This is a genomic window from Kribbella sp. NPDC051587 (assembly GCF_044453945.1).
Classification (GTDB): Bacteria; Actinomycetota; Actinomycetes; order Propionibacteriales; family Kribbellaceae; genus Kribbella.
In genome coordinates this window covers 49,234-68,210 of sequence record NZ_JBITDE010000003.1, presented here as the reverse complement: position 1 = coordinate 68,210, position 18,977 = coordinate 49,234, and the positions used below count along the sequence as shown (strand labels likewise).

21 protein-coding genes are annotated in these 18,977 nt (G+C 68.5%); 6 read left to right on the top strand and 15 right to left on the bottom strand.

Annotation, left to right across the window (positions count from 1 at the left end; translation table 11 throughout):
• Window positions 1-16 precede the first annotated feature (16 nt).
• Entirely contained in the window at window positions 17-433 is a 417-nt protein-coding gene (locus tag ACIA49_RS12525) for a PPOX class F420-dependent oxidoreductase (RefSeq protein ID WP_396377246.1), read from the top strand.
• On the opposite strand, the gene ACIA49_RS12520 is transcribed toward ACIA49_RS12525, so the two are convergent.
• On the bottom strand, window positions 422-1,348 hold the full coding sequence (locus ACIA49_RS12520) for an AraC family transcriptional regulator (RefSeq protein WP_396377245.1): 927 nt from the start codon (window positions 1,346-1,348) through the stop codon (window positions 422-424). The genes ACIA49_RS12525 and ACIA49_RS12520 overlap by 12 nt on opposite strands.
• Window positions 1,349-1,403: 55 nt before the next feature.
• On the opposite strand from ACIA49_RS12520, the gene ACIA49_RS12515 reads away from it, so the two are divergent.
• Together ACIA49_RS12515 and ACIA49_RS12510 are read left to right on the top strand one after the other, a co-directional pair.
• Window positions 1,404-2,390, top strand: coding sequence for an oxidoreductase (locus tag ACIA49_RS12515; RefSeq protein WP_396377244.1), 987 nt, complete (start codon window positions 1,404-1,406; stop codon window positions 2,388-2,390).
• 40 nt (window positions 2,391-2,430) lie between these two features.
• Window positions 2,431-3,420, top strand: a complete 990-nt coding sequence (locus tag ACIA49_RS12510) for a GNAT family N-acetyltransferase (RefSeq protein ID WP_396377243.1) — start codon at window positions 2,431-2,433, stop codon at window positions 3,418-3,420.
• A gap of 12 nt (window positions 3,421-3,432) precedes the next feature.
• On the opposite strand, the gene ACIA49_RS12505 is transcribed toward ACIA49_RS12510, so the two are convergent.
• From ACIA49_RS12505 to ACIA49_RS12495, 3 genes are read right to left on the bottom strand one after another with little or no spacing between them, the layout of a single operon-like run.
• The gene (locus tag ACIA49_RS12505; RefSeq protein ID WP_396377242.1) at window positions 3,433-4,110 is read right to left on the bottom strand and encodes a GNAT family N-acetyltransferase; all 678 of its coding nucleotides are present in this window, start codon (window positions 4,108-4,110) and stop codon (window positions 3,433-3,435) included.
• Between the two features lie 47 nt (window positions 4,111-4,157).
• Window positions 4,158-4,631 (bottom strand): GNAT family N-acetyltransferase, encoded by a 474-nt coding sequence (locus ACIA49_RS12500; RefSeq protein ID WP_396377241.1) that lies wholly within the window; start codon window positions 4,629-4,631, stop codon window positions 4,158-4,160.
• Complete coding sequence (locus tag ACIA49_RS12495; RefSeq protein WP_396377240.1) at window positions 4,621-6,003, bottom strand: MFS transporter; 1,383 nt, start codon at window positions 6,001-6,003, stop codon at window positions 4,621-4,623. Before ACIA49_RS12495 ends, ACIA49_RS12500 begins: the two co-directional genes overlap by 11 nt.
• Before the next feature lie 102 nt (window positions 6,004-6,105).
• Between ACIA49_RS12495 and ACIA49_RS12490 the strand changes: the two genes are divergently transcribed.
• Entirely contained in the window at window positions 6,106-6,687 is a 582-nt protein-coding gene (locus tag ACIA49_RS12490) for a TetR/AcrR family transcriptional regulator (RefSeq protein WP_396377239.1), read from the top strand.
• Window position 6,688: 1 nt separating this feature from the next.
• On the opposite strand, the gene era is transcribed toward ACIA49_RS12490, so the two are convergent.
• The 6 genes from era to ACIA49_RS12460 all read right to left on the bottom strand — a co-directional run bounded on the left by era (window position 6,689) and on the right by ACIA49_RS12460 (window position 11,843).
• Window positions 6,689-7,711, bottom strand: coding sequence for a GTPase Era (gene era / locus ACIA49_RS12485; RefSeq protein WP_396377238.1), 1,023 nt, complete (start codon window positions 7,709-7,711; stop codon window positions 6,689-6,691).
• A complete protein-coding gene (locus tag ACIA49_RS12480) occupies window positions 7,695-8,027 on the bottom strand; it encodes a cytidine deaminase (protein ID WP_396377237.1) in 333 nt (110 codons plus the stop codon). Before ACIA49_RS12480 ends, era begins: the two co-directional genes overlap by 17 nt.
• Before the next feature lie 11 nt (window positions 8,028-8,038).
• Entirely contained in the window at window positions 8,039-9,343 is a 1,305-nt protein-coding gene (locus tag ACIA49_RS12475) for a hemolysin family protein (RefSeq protein ID WP_396377236.1), read from the bottom strand.
• 1 nt (window position 9,344) lies between these two features.
• Window positions 9,345-9,824 carry an rRNA maturation RNase YbeY gene (gene ybeY, locus ACIA49_RS12470; RefSeq protein WP_391545461.1) on the bottom strand — a complete coding sequence of 160 codons (480 nt, stop codon included), beginning with the start codon at window positions 9,822-9,824 and terminating at the stop codon, window positions 9,345-9,347.
• A complete protein-coding gene (locus ACIA49_RS12465; RefSeq protein ID WP_396377837.1) occupies window positions 9,821-10,753 on the bottom strand; it encodes a PhoH family protein in 933 nt (310 codons plus the stop codon). The genes ybeY and ACIA49_RS12465 overlap by 4 nt, the downstream gene beginning before the upstream one ends.
• Before the next feature lie 151 nt (window positions 10,754-10,904).
• Window positions 10,905-11,843: a hypothetical protein gene (locus ACIA49_RS12460; protein ID WP_396377235.1), complete on the bottom strand. Its 939-nt coding sequence runs from the start codon at window positions 11,841-11,843 to the stop codon at window positions 10,905-10,907.
• A gap of 108 nt (window positions 11,844-11,951) precedes the next feature.
• Between ACIA49_RS12460 and ACIA49_RS12455 the strand changes: the two genes are divergently transcribed.
• Both ACIA49_RS12455 and ACIA49_RS12450 read left to right on the top strand, forming a co-directional pair.
• Window positions 11,952-12,461 (top strand): SigE family RNA polymerase sigma factor, encoded by a 510-nt coding sequence (locus ACIA49_RS12455; protein WP_391545459.1) that lies wholly within the window; start codon window positions 11,952-11,954, stop codon window positions 12,459-12,461.
• A complete protein-coding gene (locus ACIA49_RS12450) occupies window positions 12,458-13,585 on the top strand; it encodes a Gmad2 immunoglobulin-like domain-containing protein (RefSeq protein ID WP_396377234.1) in 1,128 nt (375 codons plus the stop codon). The genes ACIA49_RS12455 and ACIA49_RS12450 overlap by 4 nt, the downstream gene beginning before the upstream one ends.
• 642 nt (window positions 13,586-14,227) lie before the next feature.
• On the opposite strand, the gene ACIA49_RS12445 is transcribed toward ACIA49_RS12450, so the two are convergent.
• The 5 genes from ACIA49_RS12445 to ACIA49_RS12425 are packed head-to-tail and all read right to left on the bottom strand — an operon-like array spanning window position 14,228 to window position 18,914.
• On the bottom strand, window positions 14,228-14,944 hold the full coding sequence (locus ACIA49_RS12445) for a 16S rRNA (uracil(1498)-N(3))-methyltransferase (protein ID WP_396377233.1): 717 nt from the start codon (window positions 14,942-14,944) through the stop codon (window positions 14,228-14,230).
• Window positions 14,945-14,946: 2 nt separating this feature from the next.
• Window positions 14,947-16,089 carry a molecular chaperone DnaJ gene (dnaJ, locus tag ACIA49_RS12440; RefSeq protein ID WP_396377232.1) on the bottom strand — a complete coding sequence of 381 codons (1,143 nt, stop codon included), beginning with the start codon at window positions 16,087-16,089 and terminating at the stop codon, window positions 14,947-14,949.
• Window positions 16,090-16,117: 28 nt separating this feature from the next.
• Window positions 16,118-17,140 carry a heat-inducible transcriptional repressor HrcA gene (hrcA, locus tag ACIA49_RS12435; protein ID WP_396377231.1) on the bottom strand — a complete coding sequence of 341 codons (1,023 nt, stop codon included), beginning with the start codon at window positions 17,138-17,140 and terminating at the stop codon, window positions 16,118-16,120.
• 50 nt (window positions 17,141-17,190) lie between these two features.
• Window positions 17,191-18,276, bottom strand: a complete 1,086-nt coding sequence (locus tag ACIA49_RS12430; protein WP_396377230.1) for a Gfo/Idh/MocA family protein — start codon at window positions 18,274-18,276, stop codon at window positions 17,191-17,193.
• The gene (locus ACIA49_RS12425; RefSeq protein ID WP_396377229.1) at window positions 18,273-18,914 is read right to left on the bottom strand and encodes a ThuA domain-containing protein; all 642 of its coding nucleotides are present in this window, start codon (window positions 18,912-18,914) and stop codon (window positions 18,273-18,275) included. Before ACIA49_RS12425 ends, ACIA49_RS12430 begins: the two co-directional genes overlap by 4 nt.
• Between the last annotated feature and the right edge of the window lie 63 nt (window positions 18,915-18,977).

Sequence of the window (18,977 nt, the reverse complement as noted above, 5' to 3'; positions counted from 1 at the left end):
TCTCTAGGCTCTTGGCATGACCTCTCTCCTCGAACGGATCGGCAGTACCGGCCTCGGCGTCCTCGTCACGCTCAAGCGTGACGGCCGGCCGCAGCTGTCGAACATCACCTATGTGTACGACGGCGAGCACGTCCGCATCTCACTGACCGACGATCGCGCCAAGACGAAGAACCTGCGCCGCGACCCGCGCGCCAGCGTCTACATCAACGAGAACGGCGGCCGCGCCTACATCGTCCTGGAAGGCAAGGCGGAGCTCAGCCCGGTCGCCGCCGACCCGAACGACGAGACCGTGGACGCGCTCGTCGACTACTACCGCAAGGGTTCGGGCGAGCACCCCGACTGGGACGAATACCGCACCGTGCTGGTCCGCGACAAGCGACTGCTCTTCTCGATGACCGTAGACCACGCCTACGGCATGCCCTCACCGGCGTGACGCCTCCCGGTAGCGCTTCGGCGCAAGGCCGTTCACGCGTTTGAACGCCGTACTGAAGGCACTGTCAGAGGTGTAGCCGAGCGAGTGCGCGAGGGCGGAGAGCGAAACGTCCTCGTCGCGCAACGCTCGCTCGGCAAGCCGCATTCGCCAGTTGAGCAGGTAGGTCACCGGCGGCACGCCGGCCACTGCGCGGAACCGTTCGGCGAACGTCGTCCGCGACATTGCCGCAGCCTTCGCCAGCTCCTCGAGCTGCCAAGCCCGCCCCGGCTCGTCATGCATCAACCGCAGCACCGGCGCGATGCGCTCGTCGGCGGTCGCGCGCAACCAGCCGACCGGAAGCGCGGTCGCCTCGTCCAGGCAGGCCCGCAGCGCCTCCACGAACAGCAGATGCGCGAGCTTGTCGGCGGCCAATCCGGCACCTGGCTCACCCCCGGCCGATTCGCGATCAAGCCGTTCCAGCAACCACCGCAGTACGGCGGACCTGTCGTCGTCACCGCGGAGATGGATCACCGGCGGCAACGCGCGGAACAGCAACTCCTCGCCGATCCGGTTGACCGAGACATGGCCGCCGACTCCGCGCACCCGCGGCCCGACCCCGGTACCGAACCGGGCGACCGATCCCTCGGCCCCGAAAGCGGCGACCGCGTCACCGACCGGTACGGCGTCTGAGTTGCCCTTCACGAACTGGTGCCGACCGTCGAACATCACCACGTCGCCGGGCTGCAGCTCGATCCGCTGATCGAGGTGGTCGAAGTCGATCCAGCAGGTCCCCTCGACCAGCGCGGAGAACTTGAGCCGCTGGGTCGCCGGATACCGCAGTGCCCACTCGCCCTCCGCAACGAAGCTCCGGGAGACGTGGCAGGTCGCCTCGGTCAGGGTCAGCACCTCGGCCAGCACATCCGTACGATCGAGCATGTTTTCGGGACTCACAGTTATTCAGCGTACGTCGCAGCGGACTTACGGTCGACGTATGAGCAGACAGCAACCCATCGGATCCGGCTTCACCGCGTACTCGACCGCCGCCGAGGTGACGGCCGGGATCGACCTCACCGGTCAGACCGCGATCGTCACCGGCGGCTACTCGGGACTCGGCCTGGAGACGGTTCGGGCCTTCCGAGCGGCCGGTGCCGAGGTGATCGTTCCGGCGCGCGATGTCGCCCGGGCGAGCAGGCAGCTCGCCGAGATCGACGGCGTCGTGGTGGAGGAGCTAGACCTCCTTGATCCCAGCAGCATCGACGGCTTCGCCGATCGTTTCCTCGCCACCGGACGCGCGCTCCAGCTGCTGGTGAACAGCGCCGGGATCATGGCCACCCCGCTGGCGCGTGACAAGCGTGGCTTCGAGTCGCAGTTCGCCACCAACCACCTTGGGCACTTCCAGCTCACCACTCGACTCCTGCCCGCGCTGCGGGCCGCGCAGGGAGCGCGGGTCGTCGCCGTGTCGTCGCGCGGCCATCGCTACAGCCCGGTCGTGTTCGACGACCCGAACTTCGAGGACCGCGAGTACGCGCCCTATGCGGCGTACGGGCAGTCGAAGACGGCGAACGTGCTGTTCGCGGTCGAACTCGACAAGCGCGAGCAGGACAGCGGGATTCGAGCTTTCGCGATCCATCCCGGCAGCATCATGACCAACCTCGCGCAGAACGCCGACCGCGAAGTGCTGCGGCGGGGCGGGTTCCTTGACGACGACTACCAACCCATCATCGACCCCAGCCGCGGCCTGAAGACGCCCGAGCAGGGCGCCGCGACGCAGGTCTGGTGCGCGACCGGTCCGCAGCTCGACGGACTCGGCGGCCTGTACTGCGAGGACGTCGAGGTCGCCGTCGTCCACAGCGGCGCGGAGCCGGACACCGACGTACTGGCGTTGACGCCGGGAACCTTCGGTGTCATGCCCTACGCGATCGATCCGGACAACGCCCATCGGCTGTGGAAACTGAGCGAAGAAATGCTTCGGCGATAAATCAGTCGCCGAACTGGTCTACGGGCGTCAGTCTGTGGGTGTGGACATCACGAGACTGTCGCCCGACGACGAGGCCGGCGTAGCCGCCGCCGTCGCGCTGAAGACTGCGGCCGCGAAGCTGGACTGCCCCGACCTGGTGATGGGGACGCCCAAGGGACTGGCGAACGCCCTGCGCTACGGATGGGATCTGAACCCCGGCCTGGAGTACCTGGCGCACGATTCCGACGGCACGCTGGTGGGTAGCGTCGGCCTGCACTTCCCGAAATACGAGAACACCGATCAGGTGTGGTTCGACGTCTGGGTCCATCCCGACCATCGCGACGGGAAGGTCTGGGCCGAGCTCACCGCGTTCGCCGAGGCCGAGGCGGTCGGGGCCGGCCGGACGATGATGGGCCTGAACACCTTCGACACCCCGCAGGACATCGCCCACGCCGCCGAGCACGGCTACGAGCAGAAGGCCGTCGAGGTGAACCGCAAGCAGGACCTCGCGGGCCTCGACTGGTCACTCGTGCAGAGCCTGTACGACGGCGCTGTCGCCAAGTCGGCCGAGTACGAACTCCTCCGGATCAAGGGTTCGCTGCCCGACGACCTGGTCGAAGACATGATCGCCGTCGCCGAGTCGATCAACGACGCCCCGACCGACGATCTCGAGATCGAGGACGACGTCCACAGCGTCGAGCGGTTCCGTGCGTACGAAGAGGCGCAGGCGAAGTCCGACAACACGATCTACCGTCTGGTCGCGCGGCAGAAGGAGACCGGTGCACTGGCCGGTCACACCGTGATCGCGGTCGAGCGTGAGCGTCCGGAGCAGGGTTGGCAGCACGACACCGCGGTCTCCCGGGACCACCGTGGTCACCGCCTCGGCGCGCTGCTCAAGGCCGGCATGCTGCTGTGGCTGCGCGAGGAGGAGCCGCAGCTCGCCCGCGTCGACACCTGGAACGCCGAGTCCAACAACCACATGATCGGCATCAACGAGCAACTCAACTACACGATCGTCGGCCGCTTCCTGGATTTCCAGAAGAAGCTCTAGCCAGAAAAAGCTTTAGACGGCCTCGATGATGGTGACCTTCATGCGGTTGCTGATGGAGAAGCCCATCGCGGTGTAGAGGCGCTGGGCGGTCACATTCGTGCCGCCCGTGTGCAGGAACGGAGTCCGGCCGGTCGCGGTGATCTCTGCCGCGACCGCACGGATCAAGCGGCGCGCAAGGCCCTGACCGCGGCGGTCAGGGTGAGTGCAGACCGCACTGATCTCGGCGTACGACGGAAGCGTCTGACGGACACCCGCCATCGCGATCAGCTCGCCGTCCCGGCGGATCCCGAGGTACGGGCCGAGCTCGATCGTGCGGGTCCGGAACGGGCCCGGGTCGGTCAGCGCGACCAGGGCGATCATCTCCGGTACGTCGTCCACCGTCAGCGCGACCGCTTCATCGTCAGCGGCCGCCAGGTCCTCCGGCGCCACGAACTGGACGAGGTCGAACTGCCTGTCCAGCTTGAGGAAATCCGGCAGCGCGAAGTCCGGTCGCATCAGGGCCGCCGACGTACCGGGGCCGAGCAGGGCGGCCGCGTCGGCCCAGTCCTGCTCGGTCGGCTCCGGCGGGACCGCCAGGAACGGCGCGATCTCGGGCAGATACCGTACGGCGTTGCCGCGCGACTCGGCGAAGACCGCGTTGGGACCGGTGAGGGCGGCGTACCCCGGGTAGAGCAGCTCCGATGCCGACATGCAGGGGCTCCTTCGAATCGCTGGACACCCAAGGATATCGGCCGCGATCACCCGTCCTGCTCCAGCAGTCCAGCGTAGACATCCGGCGACCAACTGGCCGCGGTCTTGGTGACCAGCCGGGCGCCGAGCCGCTCGTAGAACCGGTACCCGGCGGTGTTCTCGAGCTGCAGACCCCAGGCGATCGGCAGCCGGTCGGGCAACGCTTCCTTGGCCAGCGCGAGCATCAGCCGCCGTCCGAGACCACTGTCGCGGTGCTGCGCGCGGACGTACAGGTCATCGAGGGCCAATTGATCACCGCCGCCCCACAGATACGGGCGCCGCAGCGAGGAGACGTACCCCGCCGACTCGCCGTCGACTTCGGCGAGCAGCACGATCACGTCCTCGCGCCCCAAGAAGCGCCGCCAATCCCCTGCGGTCGAGTGCACATACTGCTGCTGGCCCTGGTGCGCCGCGAGCTCCAGCAGCAGCGTCAGCACGGTCTCGGCGTCCGCGACGGCGGCCCGCCTGATCTCAATGGGCATGGTGTACCTCTCCGGTCGAAGGCTTGAGCGCCGGTACGACGACCAGCGCGAGGACGGCCGCCACCACGGCAGTGATCGCGGCGAACGTGAAGCCACGAGCGAAGCCCGTACTCACGGTCCCGGCCAAGCTGGCCGCCGCCACGCTGGACACCACGGCGACACCGAGCGAGGCGCCGAACTCGTGGAAGGTACTGAGAATCCCCGAGGCCAGGCCGGCCTCGCGATAGTCGACCTGGGCGAAGGTCGTCGTCGACGCGGCGACGAACGCCGCTCCGACTCCGATCGTTCCCACCGTCATACCGATCACGATCACCGCAGCACCGTCCCAGATCGCGGGGGCAGCCAGTCCGAGCGCGGCGATCACGAACCCGGCGCACGCGATCGGCCTGGCGCCGGTCGTTCCCACCAGCCGGCCGGCGGCCTGCGCGCCGACGATCGCCGCGACCGCGACCGGGAGGAACAGCAGTCCGGTCCGGAGGGCGCCGTACTGCTGGAAGTGCTGGAGGTAGAACGAGCCGAGGAAGAACATCGCGATCATCAGCGCGGTCGCGACCAGGATCATGAAGGCACCCGCGGCGACGGTCCGGCGGGTGAGGATGCGCAGGTCCATCAGCGGTGACCGGACCGACCGCTGCACCGCGGCAAAGACGCCGTACAGGACGATCGCGGCGCCGAGGGTGCCGAGGGTGGCGGCGGACAGCCAGCCGCGGTCGCCGGCGTTGATCAGCGCGTAGATGGCCGCGCCGGTCCCGGCCGTGACGAGCAACGCACCCGGTACGTCGAGGCGGCCCTGCTCGGCGGTCGGGCGGTCCGCCGGCAGCCTCCGGAGCAGCAGCGCGAAAACGACCAGGCCGATCGGCACGTTGATGTAGAAGACCCACGGCCAGCCGGGGCCGGCGGTGAGCAGACCACCGAGCAGTACGCCGATGGCCGAGCCCGCACCGCCCATCGCGGACCAGATGCCGAGGGCCTTGTTGCGCTCCGCGCCGTCGAAGGTCTTGGTGACGACCGAGAGTGCGGCCGGGGACAGGAGCGCGGCGCCGATGCCCTGCGCGATCCGCCCGGCGATCAGCAATTCGGGGCCGTTCGCCAGACCCGTGGCCAGCGACGCCGCGGTGAACAGCAGCAGGCCGGTCAGGACGACGCGCCGGGAGCCGAACAGGTCGGCCGCGCGGCCGCCGAGCAGCATCAGGCCGCCGAACATCAGCGTGTATGCACTCACCACCCAGGTCAGGGTCTCCCGGCGAAGGCCGAGGTCGGTCTCGATGGTGGGCAGCGCGATCGCCACCACGGTGACGTCGAGGATCAGCATGAACTGCGCGACGGCAAGCAACCCCAGCAGCTGCCACCGCCGGGGGTCGGGTTCGGTCATGACGCCTCCTGAACATTGCACAGTCTTAAATTGAACAGTGCTGTACGGGTTAGGTTTGGTACCGTAACTCGTACAGTGGTGTTCGACAAGAGGAGGATGCGGATGCCGGGCACCAAGCGGGCCGACGCGCAGCGCAGCATCGCCGCGATCCTCACCGCGGCGACGGACTGCCTCAGCCGGGATCCGGCGGCGAGTACGTCGGAGATCGCGAAGGCGGCCGGCGTCGGGCGAGTCACCCTGTACGGTCACTTCCCCTCGCGGGCCGAGCTGGTCGACGCGGTCTTCGTGCACGCGATCGAGGACGGCGAAGGGTCACTGTCGCTGGTCGACCTGACCGGGGACCCGCGGGATGCGCTGGCCCGGCTCGTCGAGTCGAGCTGGCACTTGGTGGACCGGTACGCCGCATTGCTCGTCGCAGCCCATGACACGCTGCCGCCCGGTCGCGTGCGGGAGCTGCACGCCGACCCGATGGCCCGGGTGGAGAAGCTGCTCGAGCGCGGACTGTCCGAGGGTGTGTTCCGGTCGGACCTGCCGGTGTCCTGGCTGGTCAGCGTGATGCACAACGTGATGCACGGCGCGGCGGGCGAGATCCAGGCCGGCCGGCTCAGCTCGGGCAAGGCCGCGGGCTACATCACCGCGACCTTGCTCGCCGCCTTCACCCCTCCTGGAGACGGGGCGTCCTGATCTAGAACCCGAGTTTGCGCAGGTGCTTGGCGTCGGTCTGCCAGTTCTTGGCGATCTTCACGTGCAGGTCGAGGTAGACCGGCGTACCGAGCAGGGCCTCGATCTGGCGGCGGGCCTCGGCGCCGACCTCCCGCAGGCGGGCGCCCTTGTGGCCGATCACGATGCCCTTCTGGCTGTCGCGCTCGAGGAAGATGTTCGCGTAGATGTCGAGCAGCGGCTTGTCCTCGGGACGGTCCTCGCGCAGGCCCATCTCGTCGATGGTGACGGCGATCGAGTGCGGCAGCTCGTCGCGGACACCCTCCAGCGCGGCCTCGCGGATCAGCTCCGCGACCAGGGTCTCCTCGGGCTCGTCGGTGATGTCGCCGTCGGGGTAGAGCGGGAAGCCGTCGGGCAGCAGCTGGATCAGCTCGTCGGTGACCAGGTCGACCTGGAAGCCGGAGGTCGCCGAGACCGGGATGATCGCGGCCCACTCGATGCCGGAGGCCTCGCCCAGCTCCTGGATCTCGGTCAGGTGCTCGATCATCCGCTCGGGCTCGACCAGGTCGGCCTTGGTGGCGAGCGCGACCTTCGGCGTCTTCGCGACCTTCGCCGCCTCGGCGACCAGGAAACGGTCACCCGGGCCGATCTTGTCGCTGGCCGGCAGGCAGATGCCGATCACGTCGACCTCGGCCCAGGTGCTCTTCACCAGGTCGTTCAGCCGCTGACCGAGCAGCGTGCGCGGCTTGTGCAGCCCCGGGGTGTCGACCAGGATCAGCTGCGCGTCCGGCCGGTGCACGATCCCCCGTACGGCGTGCCGCGTGGTCTGCGGCTTCGACGAGGTGATCACGATCTTCTGCCCGACGAGCGCGTTGGTCAGCGTGGACTTGCCCGCGTTGGGGCGGCCGACGAAGCACGCGAACCCGGACTTGAAGCCGTCCGGGGTGCTGACCTGAGCCGGGGCGGGAGCCGGCCGGCCGGCGGAGCCGTCCTTGGCCTGGCCCGGGCGGCCCTTGCCCTTGGACTTGCTCTCAGGTGTTGATGACATTGCGGACCTCTCCGGAGGCGTCGGCCAGAACGACCGGGATGGCGGCGCCGGCGAAGTGACGGACGACGTTGATGTCAGCAGTATCCGCCTCGGTGACGACAGCAGCCGCTTCGAGGCCCTTCACGCCGGAGGACAGCGCCATCGCGACGGCCAGCTGCAACGCCGTCAGCTCGACGGTGTCGAGCGCGACCGTGCACGCCGAGTAGGTGCGGCCGTCGGAGTCACGCACGGCGGCACCCTCGGCCGCGCGGGTCCGGGCCCGGGCCGCGCGCGCGAGCGTGACGAGTTTGGCGTCCTCCGCCGAAAGGTCTGACAAGGTGATGGCTCCTACGCGTGCTGGTGGTTCTGGTCGGTGCGGCCGGCGACGGGTTCCTCGCGGCGCACGAGCACAGTACCGACCTGGTTGCGGCGGCCGGACGGCCGCTCCGCGGTGAGCGACAGCCCGGCGATCTCGACCTCGGCGCCCGGGATCGGCACCTTGCCGAGCAGCTTGGCCATCAGACCGCCGACGGTGTCGACGTCGTCGTCGTCCAGCGGTACGCCGAACAGTTCGCCGAGCTCGTCGATCGGGTACCGGCTGGAGACCCGGAAGGCGCCGTCGGACAGCTCCTGCACCGAGTCCGGATCTTCGTCGTACTCATCGGTGATCTCACCGACGATCTCCTCGAGAATGTCCTCGATCGCGACCAGGCCCGCGGTGCCGCCGTACTCGTCGACGACGATCGCCAGATGGATCCGGGCCGCCTGCATCTCGCGCAGCAGTTCGTCGACCGGCTTGGAGTCCGGGACGTACATACACGGACGCATCACCGACTCGACCCGCTCGGTCGACTCGGCCGAGGCGTTGTCGTAGACGCGGCGCATCACGTCCTTGAGGTAGACCACCCCGAGGATGTCGTCCAGGGACTCGCCGATCACCGGGATCCGTGAGTAGCCCGAGCGCAGCGCCAGCGAGATCAGCTGGCGGAGCTTCTTGTGCTTCTCGATGTAGACCATGTCGGTCCGCGGCACCATCACCTCGCGGACGATGGTGTCGCCGAGCTCGAAGACCGAGTGGATCATCTGCCGCTCCCCGGACTCGATCACCGCGGACTTCTCCGCGTAGTCGACCAGCGCGCGCAGCTCGGCCTCGGTCGCGAACGGGCCGGCCGCGAATCCCTTGCCGGGGGTGAGCGCGTTACCGATCAGGATCAGCAGCTTCGGCAGCGGCCCGAGGATGCGGGTCAGTGCCATCACCGGCCCGGCCGCGGCGATCGCGAACCGGTCCGAGTGCTGCCGGCCGAGCGTCCGCGGCGCGACGCCGATGATCACGTACGAGATCAGCACCATCACCACGGCGGTGATCAGGATGTGCTCCCAGGTGACCTGGAAGACCTCCGACAGCGCCTGGGTGACGAGCACGATCGCGGTGATCTCGCAGCTGAGCCGGAGCAGCAGCAGCGAGTTCAGGTAGCGCGGCGCGTCCGACAGCAGGTCGCGCAGCCGGACCGCCCGCAGGTTGCCCAGCTCGACCTGTTCGTTCGCCCGCACCTTCGAGTACGCCGACAGCGCGGCCTCGACGCCGGCGAACAGACCGGCGAGCAGCACGAGCACCGCAGCAACGACCAGCAGGATCAGGTCGTCAGAGTTCACGTCAGACGCCTTCTAACCTGTTTCCCGGCGCGCGCCAGGCCTCGAGCAGGCGGCCCTGGATGTCCCACATCTCGGCCTTCTCGGCCGGTTCGGCGTGGTCGTAGCCGAGCAGGTGCAGGATGCCGTGCACCGTCAGCAGCTCCAGCTCGGCCCACGTGCCGTGCCCAGCCTTGGCGCCCTGGGCGGCGGCCACGGTCGGGCACAACGCGATGTCGCCGAGATGCCCCAGGGGCAGCTCGGCGTCGTCACCGCCGTCCGAACCGGGCCGCAGCTCGTCCATCGGCCAGGACATCACGTCGGTCGGACCCGGAAGATCCAGGAACTCGACGTGGTACCTGGCCATCGTGTCCTCGTCGACCAGCTTGATCGACAGCTCGCATTCGGGGTGCAGCCGCAGCGACGACATCACGAACCGGCTCAGCCGCATCAGTCCGCCACCGTCGATCTCGACGCCGGACTCGTTGTTCACTTCAACGTTCATCTTTGGTGCTCAGCGCCCCGTTGTCCTTCGTAGTTCTCGTACGCCGACACGATCCGGCCGACCAGTTTGTGCCGGACCACGTCGTGCGCGGTGAGCCGGCAGAACTCCAGGTCCTGGACACCGGTGAGGATGTCCTGGACGACCCGCAGTCCCGAGTTCGTCCCGGTCGGCAGGTCGACCTGGGTGACGTCACCGGTGACGACCATCTTGGAGCCGAAGCCGAGCCGGGTGAGGAACATCTTCATCTGCTCCGGCGAGGTGTTCTGCGCCTCGTCGAGGATGATGTAGGCGTCGTTCAGCGTCCGGCCGCGCATGTAGGCCAGCGGCGCGATCTCGATCGTGCCGGCGGTCAGCAGCCGCGGGATGGACTCCGGGTCGAGCATGTCGTGCAGGGCGTCGTACAGCGGGCGCAGGTACGGGTCGATCTTCTCCGACAGCGTGCCGGGCAGGAAGCCGAGCCGCTCGCCGGCCTCGACGGCCGGCCGGGTCAGGATGATCCGGCTGACCTCCTTGGCCTGCAGCGCCTGGACCGCCTTGGCCACCGCCAGGTAGGTCTTGCCGGTACCGGCCGGGCCGATCCCGAACACGATCGTGTTCTTGTCGATGGCGTCGACGTAGCGCTTCTGGTTCAGCGTCTTCGGCCGGATGGTGCGGCCGCGGCTGGACAGGATGTTCTGGGTCAGGACGTCGGCCGGGCTCTCGCCGGTGGCCTGCTTGACCATCGCGATGCTCCGCTCGACCGAGTCGGCGGTCAGGCCGTGCCCGGTCCGGATCACCACGACGAGCTCGTCGAGGAGCCGCTCGGCCAGCGCCAGTTCGGCGGGTTCACCGGTCAGCGTGATCTCGTTGCCGCGGACCAGGATGTCGGCGGCGAACTCCTTCTCGATGATGCGGAGGAACTCGTCCCGGGCTCCGAGCAGGGCCACCATGTCGATGCTGTTGGGCACGACGATCTTGTGCGACGTCTGCGGGGTGGCGGCGGCGCCGTCTGCGCGCGCCTCCGGTTCGATACTGCGTGGCCTGGACAGGCTCTTCCTCCCGAACGGTGTGACTCAGGGAACTGAGGTTGATCCGTCCATGCTAGCCGCCTCGTCCGACACCCTCACTGCCAATTTCCCGGGACACGCCCCGAGCAGCCCGTTCTGCCGGCACCTGAACCCCACTACCAGGGGTGGCCTGAGCCGCCAGCACACCCCGCAACTGGCTCAGTTCACCCGACTGCTGAGCGCCCGGACCGGCCTGTTCCAGTGCTAGCCGCTGGTCTCGCTCGGCGGTCCACTCCGGCGTGGGATGCAGGTTCACCTTGACGTTCTCCCCCGGCCGCACCAGCTCACCCAGCGCCTCTCGCCGCGCCAACTCGGCCTCCTGCGGCGGCTTGTCCCGGTTCGCCTCGTAGGCCCGCAACATCCGGTACGTCGCCTCGATCGCGGCCAACGTGGACCCGGACCTGGCCGGCGGTGAGTCGAACTCGTCCGCGTGCGTGTTGCGCTCTTTGTCCAGCCCGACCACGTGCCCCGGTGTGAACACGTGCAACGACTGCACGCGCGCGGTGGGATCCCCGTCGTACACGGAGAGCTCTCGCCAGGCGTGAGCGCCCGAGTAGCTGTCTTGCAGGGCATGCACGGCCGCACCGAGGTGGTGCATCTCCTCACGCGGCGACTCGGCCGCGTGGGCCGCGCTCAACTCCTCGAAGAGGTACTCGGTGTTCGACTGCAGGTTGTCGCCGCCACGCCGATACGGGTCGGCCATGAAGTGTGCTCGCTGAGCGTCAGGATTCGCGTACGCCGAGTGTCCGGTCGGCCCGATTCCGGCGTACACGAAGGGTTTTCCGGTGCCACCGAAGTTCTTGATCACGCCGGCGCCCAGCGGGCGGTCCTGGTAGGCCTGCGCCTTGTCGAGCTGCTCGGAGTACTCCTGGCGGCTCAGACCGTCCCGGCCCGTGCGGTCGTACAGTCGCGCGACAGCGGCGTACGTGATGTCCCGGTGACCGCACCAGTGACCGTCTCCGTGCTGCTTCATGCACAGAGAGTGCCACCACGATGGTTCACCCGCCGCTGTTGTCAACCTGGGACGAGCCCTTCGCGTCTCTGTTGTGTGGCACAACCTGCGGTGGTGTACGAAGAGTGCGTGACACATGAGTCCTCGTGGAATGCCGACGAGGCGCTGACGGCTGTCTACACGGCGCATTACACGTCGTTGGTGCGCCTCGCCGCCTTGCTGCTGCGTGACACCGGATCGGCGGAGGAGATCGTGCAGGACGCGTTCGTCGCGATGCACGGCCGCTGGCACCGGCTGCGCGACCCCCACAAGGCACTCGCCTACCTGCGTACCGCGGTGGTGAACCGCACCCGCTCCCGCCAGCGCCACCTGGTCGTCGTCGACAAGCACATGCCGCGCAGCCTGCCGGACGAGCCCAGCGCCGAGCAGGCCGCGCTGCGGACGGCCGAGACCGACCGGGTCATCGAAGCGATGCGCACCTTGCCGGAGAAACAGCGCACCGTGATGGTGCTTCGGTACTACGGTGACCTGTCAGAGGCGGAGATCGCCGACACGATGGGCATCAGCCGGGGATCGGTCAAGAGCCATGCCGCGCGAGCGACCAAGTCGCTGCGCCAGGTGCTGGAGCAGAACCTATGAACAACGATGACCCGTTCGACGAGCTGATGCGCCGGTCGCTGGCCAACGAGGCGAACCGGATCGAGCCGACCGATGCCCTGCCGGAGATCCTCACCCGGGCCCACGCCGTACGGCGTCCCGTCACCCGCCGCCCCTGGGTGGTCGGCGCCGGCCTCACCGCCATCGGTACGGCGGCCGCGATCGGCGCGTTCACCGTCTTCAACGGCAACCTGAACACCGCCAACGACGGCGACGCCGTAGCCGGCCAAGGCACCCTCACCTCCGCCAGCGGTGCACCGACCAGTACGTCGGTCACCCCTCGCAACGACCCAACCACCGCACCGACCCTGCCGAAGCAGTCGACGCAGGCGGTCAAACCCGGCGAGCCCGAGCCGATGGTCGCGAGCAAGGCCGTGCCGATCTACTGGCTCGGCGACGCCGTACCGCTCAAGACAAGCGCCAAGAAGCCCACTCCGCAGGCCAGATCCACCACGCGCCTCTACCGCACCTGGACGAAGGTCTCCGGCCGACCGGCCTTCCAAGCGGTCCAGATCATGACAGCGAAGCAGCCGGAGGACCCCGACTACTACTCCGTCTGGAAAGGCGCCGAAGTGAGCTCGGTGACCCGAGCAGACGGAGTAGTGACGGTCGACTTCAAGCAGTTCCCGGTAGCAGAGATCGACGCCTCGACCGCCGAGATCGCAGCACAGCAACTGGTCTACACCGTCCAAGGCGCGCTCAACGACAGCACCCAGCCCGTCCAAGTCACCCAGCGAGGCAAGGCCGGCGCCAAACTCTTCGGCACCATCGACACGAGCACACCACTAGGCCGCGCCCAAGCAGTCGACGTCGAGGCCCTCGTCTCGATCGAGTCCCCCACCGATCGATCCGCGGCCACCAGCCCGGTGACCGTCCAAGGACTGGCCGCCGCCTCCGAGGCAACCGTGAACTACCTAGCCACCAACCTGAAGACCGGCGACATGCGCAAGAGCGTCGTCAACACCGCCGAAGGCCAGAAGTTCTCCGAGTTCACCTTCCAACTCAAGCTCGCCCCCGGCCTCTGGCAGATCGAGGCCTACCTGACCTCAGCCGCCGACGGCACCATCAGCGACATGGACACCAAAACCGTCGAGGTCGTCCGCTAACTCCACCGCAGAGCCGCTGCAACCTCCGTGCTGGGCTGCCGACCCCACGCCGTCAATCGTGGTGAAGGTGCACAGTTCCAAGGCGGTAGTCGCCGTCATACAAGATCCGCCACGCGGCGGCATGTTCGGCCCGCATCCAACGCGGCCTGGTCATAGAACGCGAGATGTCGTTGGGGAGCGCTACACCCCGCAAACGACAGGGAGAACTTCCCAGCCCCAGGCCGCCTCCCCCACCTCGGTTCCGGGGAGGATTCGGGTCGGAGCCCAACCAGTGTGGGGCGAATATTGGCCCGATTCGGGGCGCAAATCCGCCCCAGGTCTCGTCCCGGCCGGGGCAAACTCTCCCCAAACCCGACCCAGCCGGGCTCACCACACCTGACGTCCGAAGATCCGGAGACCACGCCCGCAGTTCTTTCGGACGTTGGCCGCTACCTTGCCGAGCGGGGCGACGGCCCGCGCGGAGGGCTGGGAGTGTTCACGCGACGGCGAGGCCAAGGACCGTCGCCGGGCCGCCGAGTGCAGGCGCCGGCTCCCTGTGACAACCTCAGCGGGCCGCACACGCCGCACCACCGCCGACCCGGGCGGGCAAGACTGCAGATCCACGCGCGGCCTGCACGGGTGGGTCTACTACCCCACCCTTGTTTAACTCCAGCGGGAGCGGGCTAGTAGCGCCGAGGCGGCGGCTACGCCGGCGGTTGAGGTGCGGAGGACGGTGGTGCCGAGGCGGACGGGGGTGACGGCGAAGGCGGCGAGTTCGGTGGGGGTGATTCCGCCTTCGGGGCCGATGACGATCACGATGTCGCCGGTGGGCGGAACCTCTAGGCCAGCCAAGGGCATGGTGGCTTCTTCGTGGAGGACTACGGGGAGGGCCGCGTCCTGGAGGAGCTTCGCGATCTCGGGGGTGGTGGCGATGGGAGCAACCTCGGCGAACCAGGTGCGGCGGGACTGTTTGCTGGCTTCGAAGGCCCAGGCTTGCCACTTGGCGTGTGTCTTCGCGGACCGCTCCGGGTTGCTGCGGAACTGGCTCCGCTCCGCGTTCCACGGCACGATCACGTCGGCGCCGACCTCGGTCAGCATCTCGACGGCCAGCTCGGCCCGCTCGCCCTTCGGCAGGGCCTGTACGACGACCAGCCGGGCCGCCGAGGCCGGGTCGCTCCCCCGCTGATCGACGGTCACTGTCAGGCCGGACTTGGAGGCGGTGGCCACTGGCCCTTCGGCCCACGAGCCTCGTCCGTCGGTCAGGCGGATGCGCTCACCGGGACCGATCCGCCGTACGACGGCGGCGTGCCGGCCTTCCGCACCGTCCAGCGTCAGTTCTTCGCCGTCGAGGTCGGCGGCGAAGAAGACCGCGACACCCATCGTTAGTGCTGGCCGAAGGCGTCGCGGAGGCGACCGAAGACGCCCTTGTGGGCGGCCTGGATCTGACCCTGCGGGCGTTCCTCGTCGCGCGCCGTCGCGAGCTGCCGGAGCAGGTCGATCTGGCTGTCGTCGAGCTTGGTCGGGGTCTCGACGATGATCTGGACGATCAGGTCACCACGACCCGCGTGCCGCAGTCGGGGTACACCACGCGCGGTCAGCGTCATCGCCGTACCGGACTGCGTGCCGGGGCGGATCTCCAGCGGGGTGGTCTCGCCCTCCAGCGTCGGCAGGTCGATCGTCGTACCGAGTGCGGCCGCCGTCATCGGCAGCGTGACGGTGCAGTGCAGGTCGTCGCCGTTGCGGGTGAAGACCTCGTGCTGCTCGACCTCGATCTCGACGTACAGGTCGCCGGCCGGGCCGCCGCCGGGGCCGACCTCGCCCTGGCCGGACAGCTGCACCCGGGTGCCGGAGTCGACGCCGCCGGGGATCTTGACGGTGACGGTACGGCGGGAGCGGACGCGGCCGTCACCGGCGCACTCGACACACGGGTTGGGGATGGTCGTCCCGAAGCCGCGGCAGTTCGGGCAGGGGCGCATCGTGCGCACCTCGCCGAGGAACGAACGCTGGGTGTGGGTGACCTCGCCACGGCCGTGGCAGATCTCGCAGGTGACCGGCTCGGAGCCGGCGGCCGCGCCGGAACCCGAGCAGGTCGGACACAGTACGGCGGTGTCGACCTTCAGCTCGCGGGTCGTCCCGAAGGCCGCCTCGGCGAGGTCGATCCGCAGCGGGATCAGCGCGTCCTGACCGCGGCGCGTGCGCGGCCGCGGCCCGCGGGTGGCCCCGCCAGTCTGGCCGAAGAACGCGTCCATGATGTCGGTGAACGTGAAGGCCTGGCCGCCGCCGAACCCACCGGCGCCGCCCCCGGCGGACGCGAAGGGATCGCCACCGAGGTCGTGCATCTGCCGCTTCTGCGGGTCGCTGAGCACCTGGAAGGCGCGGCCGATCTCCTGGAACTTGTGGTGCGCGTCCTCGGAGTCGTTCACGTCCGGGTGGTACTGGCGCGCCAGTTTGCGGTACGCCTTCTTGATCTCGTCCGCTGAAGCGTCACGGCTGACGCCTAGGACGGCGTAGTAATCGGTGCTCATACTCCAGACCAGGGGTTGGTTGAGGGCATCAGGATTCGGCCAGGATCTGGCTGACGTAACGCGCGACGGCGCGGACAGCGCCCATCGTGCTGGGATAGTCCATGTGGGTCGGGCCGACGATGCCGAGCGTGGCCAGCGCCTCCGACTTCGACCCGTAGCCGGTCGCGACCACCGAGGTGGTGGCCAGCTCCTCGTACGGGTTCTCGTGACCGATGCGGACGGTCAGCGTCTGCGGGTGGGTCGCCTCACCGAGCAGCTTGAGCAGGATGACGTGCTCCTCCAGCGCCTCCAGCACCGGCTTCACGTTCCGCTCGAAGTCGTCGCCGTACCGGGTCAGGTTGGCGGCGCCGCCGACCGCGATCCGCTGCTCACCCATCTCGTCGGTGAAGGCCTCGAGCAGGGTGGTGACGATCGCGGCGACCAGCGGGCGGTCAGCCGGCGCGAACGCGTCGGTGACCGTGGCCAGCGTGGTGGTCGCGTCGGTCAGCCGCTGGCCGACCATCGCCGTGTTCAGCCGCGAGCGCAGGTCGGCGACCAGTTGGTCGTCGACGTCGCGCGGCAGTTCGACGATCCGCTGCTCGACCCGGCCGTTGCTGGTGATCAGCACGAGCAGGAGCCGACGCGGGGTCATCGTGACGACCTCGATGTGCCGGACGCTCGACCGGTTCAGGGACGGGTACTGCACGATCGCGACCTGGCGGGTGATCTGCGCGAGCAGCCGGACGGTCCGCCGTACGACGTCGTCCAGGTCGACCGCGCCGCCGAGGAAGGACGTGATCGCCTTCTTCTCGGCCGCGGACAGCGTCTTGACCGTGCTCAGCTTGTCGACGAAGAGCCGGTACCCGGCGTCGGTCGGGATCCGGCCGGCGCTGGTGTGGGGCTGGGTGATGTACCCCTCCTCCTCCAGCGCCGCCATGTCGTTGCGCACGGTGGCCGGGGAGACCCCGAGGTTGTGCCGGTCGACCAGTGTCTTCGAGCCGACCGGCTCATGGGTCGCCACGTAGTCCTCGACGATGGCGCGGAGCACATCCAGCTTGCGCTCGTCCAGCACGCGCACCACCCTCTCAAGACTCTTGGCACTCAAATAGTCAGAGTGCCAGTCTAGGCGGTGTCAGGCGTCGCTCCCAATGGAACGGCTGCGGGGCGCGTCACCGTACTCGCCACATCAAGGGGCTGATCCTGCACGGCAGAGTCGATAAAAGACTCCAGTACGTCGAGCACGTGGTACGCCAGCTCGCCGTTCGCCCGGTGTGGTTCGCTGTTGCGCAAAGCGCGCGCCATGTCGGCCACACCGACGCCCCGACCCGCTCCGGCGTACCCGCCCGCGGTTGGCACCTCGGTCCACTCGCGCTGCGCTGCGGTAACGAGTTCCACCGGCCCGTCGAACCCGTTCGGGTCTGGGACGGACAGGCTGCCGTCAGTGCCGTGCACCTCGATCCGCGGCAGCCGTCCGGCCCACACGTCGAAGGACATCAGCACGGTGGTCAGTGCACCGGACTCATGCTCCAGTACGCCGGTGAGGTGTGTCGGCACCTCGACCGGGAAGACCGTCCCAGCGCGGGGACCGGTGTGGATCATCCGCTCCTGCTTGGACTGGCCGGCGCGCGCGGTCACCCGTCGTACCGGCCCTAGCAGGGTCACCAGGCTGGTCACGTAGTACGGGCCCATGTCGAGCACCGGTCCGCCACCGGGCTGGTAGTAGAACTCGGGCGCCGGATGCCATAGCTCGTGGCCGGGCGTCACCATGAAGGCAGTCGCGGCATGCGGTGTCCCGATGTCGCCGCGGTCGATCACTGCGCGGGCTGTCTGAGTTCCCGTGCCGAGAACGGTGTCTGGTGCACAGCCGATCCGGAGGTCGTTCGCAGCGGCGTACTTGAGGAGTGGTTCGGCTTCAGCACGATCCATGGCCAGCGGCTTCTCGCCGTACACATGCTTGCCTGCTGCCAGAGCAGCCTGGTGTACGGCGGCGTGGGCTGCGGGGATGGTGAGGTTAACGACGATGTCTACGTCGTCGGCCGCATACAGGTCGTCTGGCGAGAGCGCGCGGATGCTGTCGGTGGAGACGGCCTGGGCGCGGCTGAGGTCCAGGTCGGCGACTGCAACCACCTCTACGCCGGGGAGCTTGGACAGGTGGTCCAGGTAGGTGCCGGAGATGACGCCGGTGCCGACAATTCCAACGCGAGTCACTTGCTCGCCCACAGCAGCCCCCGCTCGATGATCGTGCGCACCTCAGGTACGTCGAAGTCGTCGAGCTTGTGGCCGACCGTGCAGACGAACACGCGCCCCTCACCCCACGTGCGCGTCCAGACCGCCGGCATCACGGCGCCCTCGATCCAGGGGAAGTCCGGGTGCGAGGCCAGGGTGGTGGTCGCGAGCACGTTGTTGGTCGGGTCCACGTGCAGGTAGTACTGCTCGGTGTGTACGTCGAAGTGCGTGATGCCCTCGACGATCGGGTGCTCCGCGACGACCTCGACGCGGTAGTCGGTGAAGTTGTGCGGATGCGCGATGAACTGACCACCGGTGATGAAGCTGTAGTCGGTGTTGTCCCGGAACGAGTCCACGATCCCGCCGTGCCAGCCCGCGAACCCGGTCCCGCCGCGGATCGCGTCGGCCAGGCTCTTGATGTGCTCCGGCTTGGTCTCCCCCATCGACACGCACTGCAGCACCAGATCCACCCCGTCCAGCTCCAGGTAGCTCTCGGTGCTCTCCGACGTGGTCACGTCGTACCCGTTCTCCTTCAGGAACGGGATGAACAACTCGGTCGCCTCGACCGGCACATGCCCGTCCCAGCCACCCCGCACCACCAGCGCGCGTCGTGTCGTCACACGGACCACCCTTCGAAAGTTTCGTGATTGCCACCGGAAGATTCGCAACGACCTTAAGCTTCC

Bases quoted from the DNA above. Each gene is read 5' to 3' on its own strand.
- ACIA49_RS12525 (WP_396377246.1), top strand. From the start codon at position 17: ATGACCTCTCTCCTCGAACGGATCGGCAGTACCGGCCTCGGCGTCCTC.
- ACIA49_RS12520 (WP_396377245.1), bottom strand. From the start codon at position 1,348: ATGCTCGATCGTACGGATGTGCTGGCCGAGGTGCTGACCCTGACCGAG.
- ACIA49_RS12515 (WP_396377244.1), top strand. From the start codon at position 1,404: ATGAGCAGACAGCAACCCATCGGATCCGGCTTCACCGCGTACTCGACC.
- ACIA49_RS12505 (WP_396377242.1), bottom strand. From the start codon at position 4,110: ATGTCGGCATCGGAGCTGCTCTACCCGGGGTACGCCGCCCTCACCGGT.
- ACIA49_RS12500 (WP_396377241.1), bottom strand. From the start codon at position 4,631: ATGCCCATTGAGATCAGGCGGGCCGCCGTCGCGGACGCCGAGACCGTG.
- ACIA49_RS12495 (WP_396377240.1), bottom strand. From the start codon at position 6,003: ATGACCGAACCCGACCCCCGGCGGTGGCAGCTGCTGGGGTTGCTTGCC.
- ACIA49_RS12490 (WP_396377239.1), top strand. From the start codon at position 6,106: ATGCCGGGCACCAAGCGGGCCGACGCGCAGCGCAGCATCGCCGCGATC.
- era (WP_396377238.1), bottom strand. From the start codon at position 7,711: ATGTCATCAACACCTGAGAGCAAGTCCAAGGGCAAGGGCCGCCCGGGC.
- ybeY (WP_391545461.1), bottom strand. From the start codon at position 9,824: ATGAACGTTGAAGTGAACAACGAGTCCGGCGTCGAGATCGACGGTGGC.
- ACIA49_RS12465 (WP_396377837.1), bottom strand. From the start codon at position 10,753: ATGGTGGCCCTGCTCGGAGCCCGGGACGAGTTCCTCCGCATCATCGAG.
- ACIA49_RS12460 (WP_396377235.1), bottom strand. From the start codon at position 11,843: ATGAAGCAGCACGGAGACGGTCACTGGTGCGGTCACCGGGACATCACG.
- ACIA49_RS12450 (WP_396377234.1), top strand. From the start codon at position 12,458: ATGAACAACGATGACCCGTTCGACGAGCTGATGCGCCGGTCGCTGGCC.
- ACIA49_RS12445 (WP_396377233.1), bottom strand. From the start codon at position 14,944: ATGGGTGTCGCGGTCTTCTTCGCCGCCGACCTCGACGGCGAAGAACTG.
- dnaJ (WP_396377232.1), bottom strand. From the start codon at position 16,089: ATGAGCACCGATTACTACGCCGTCCTAGGCGTCAGCCGTGACGCTTCA.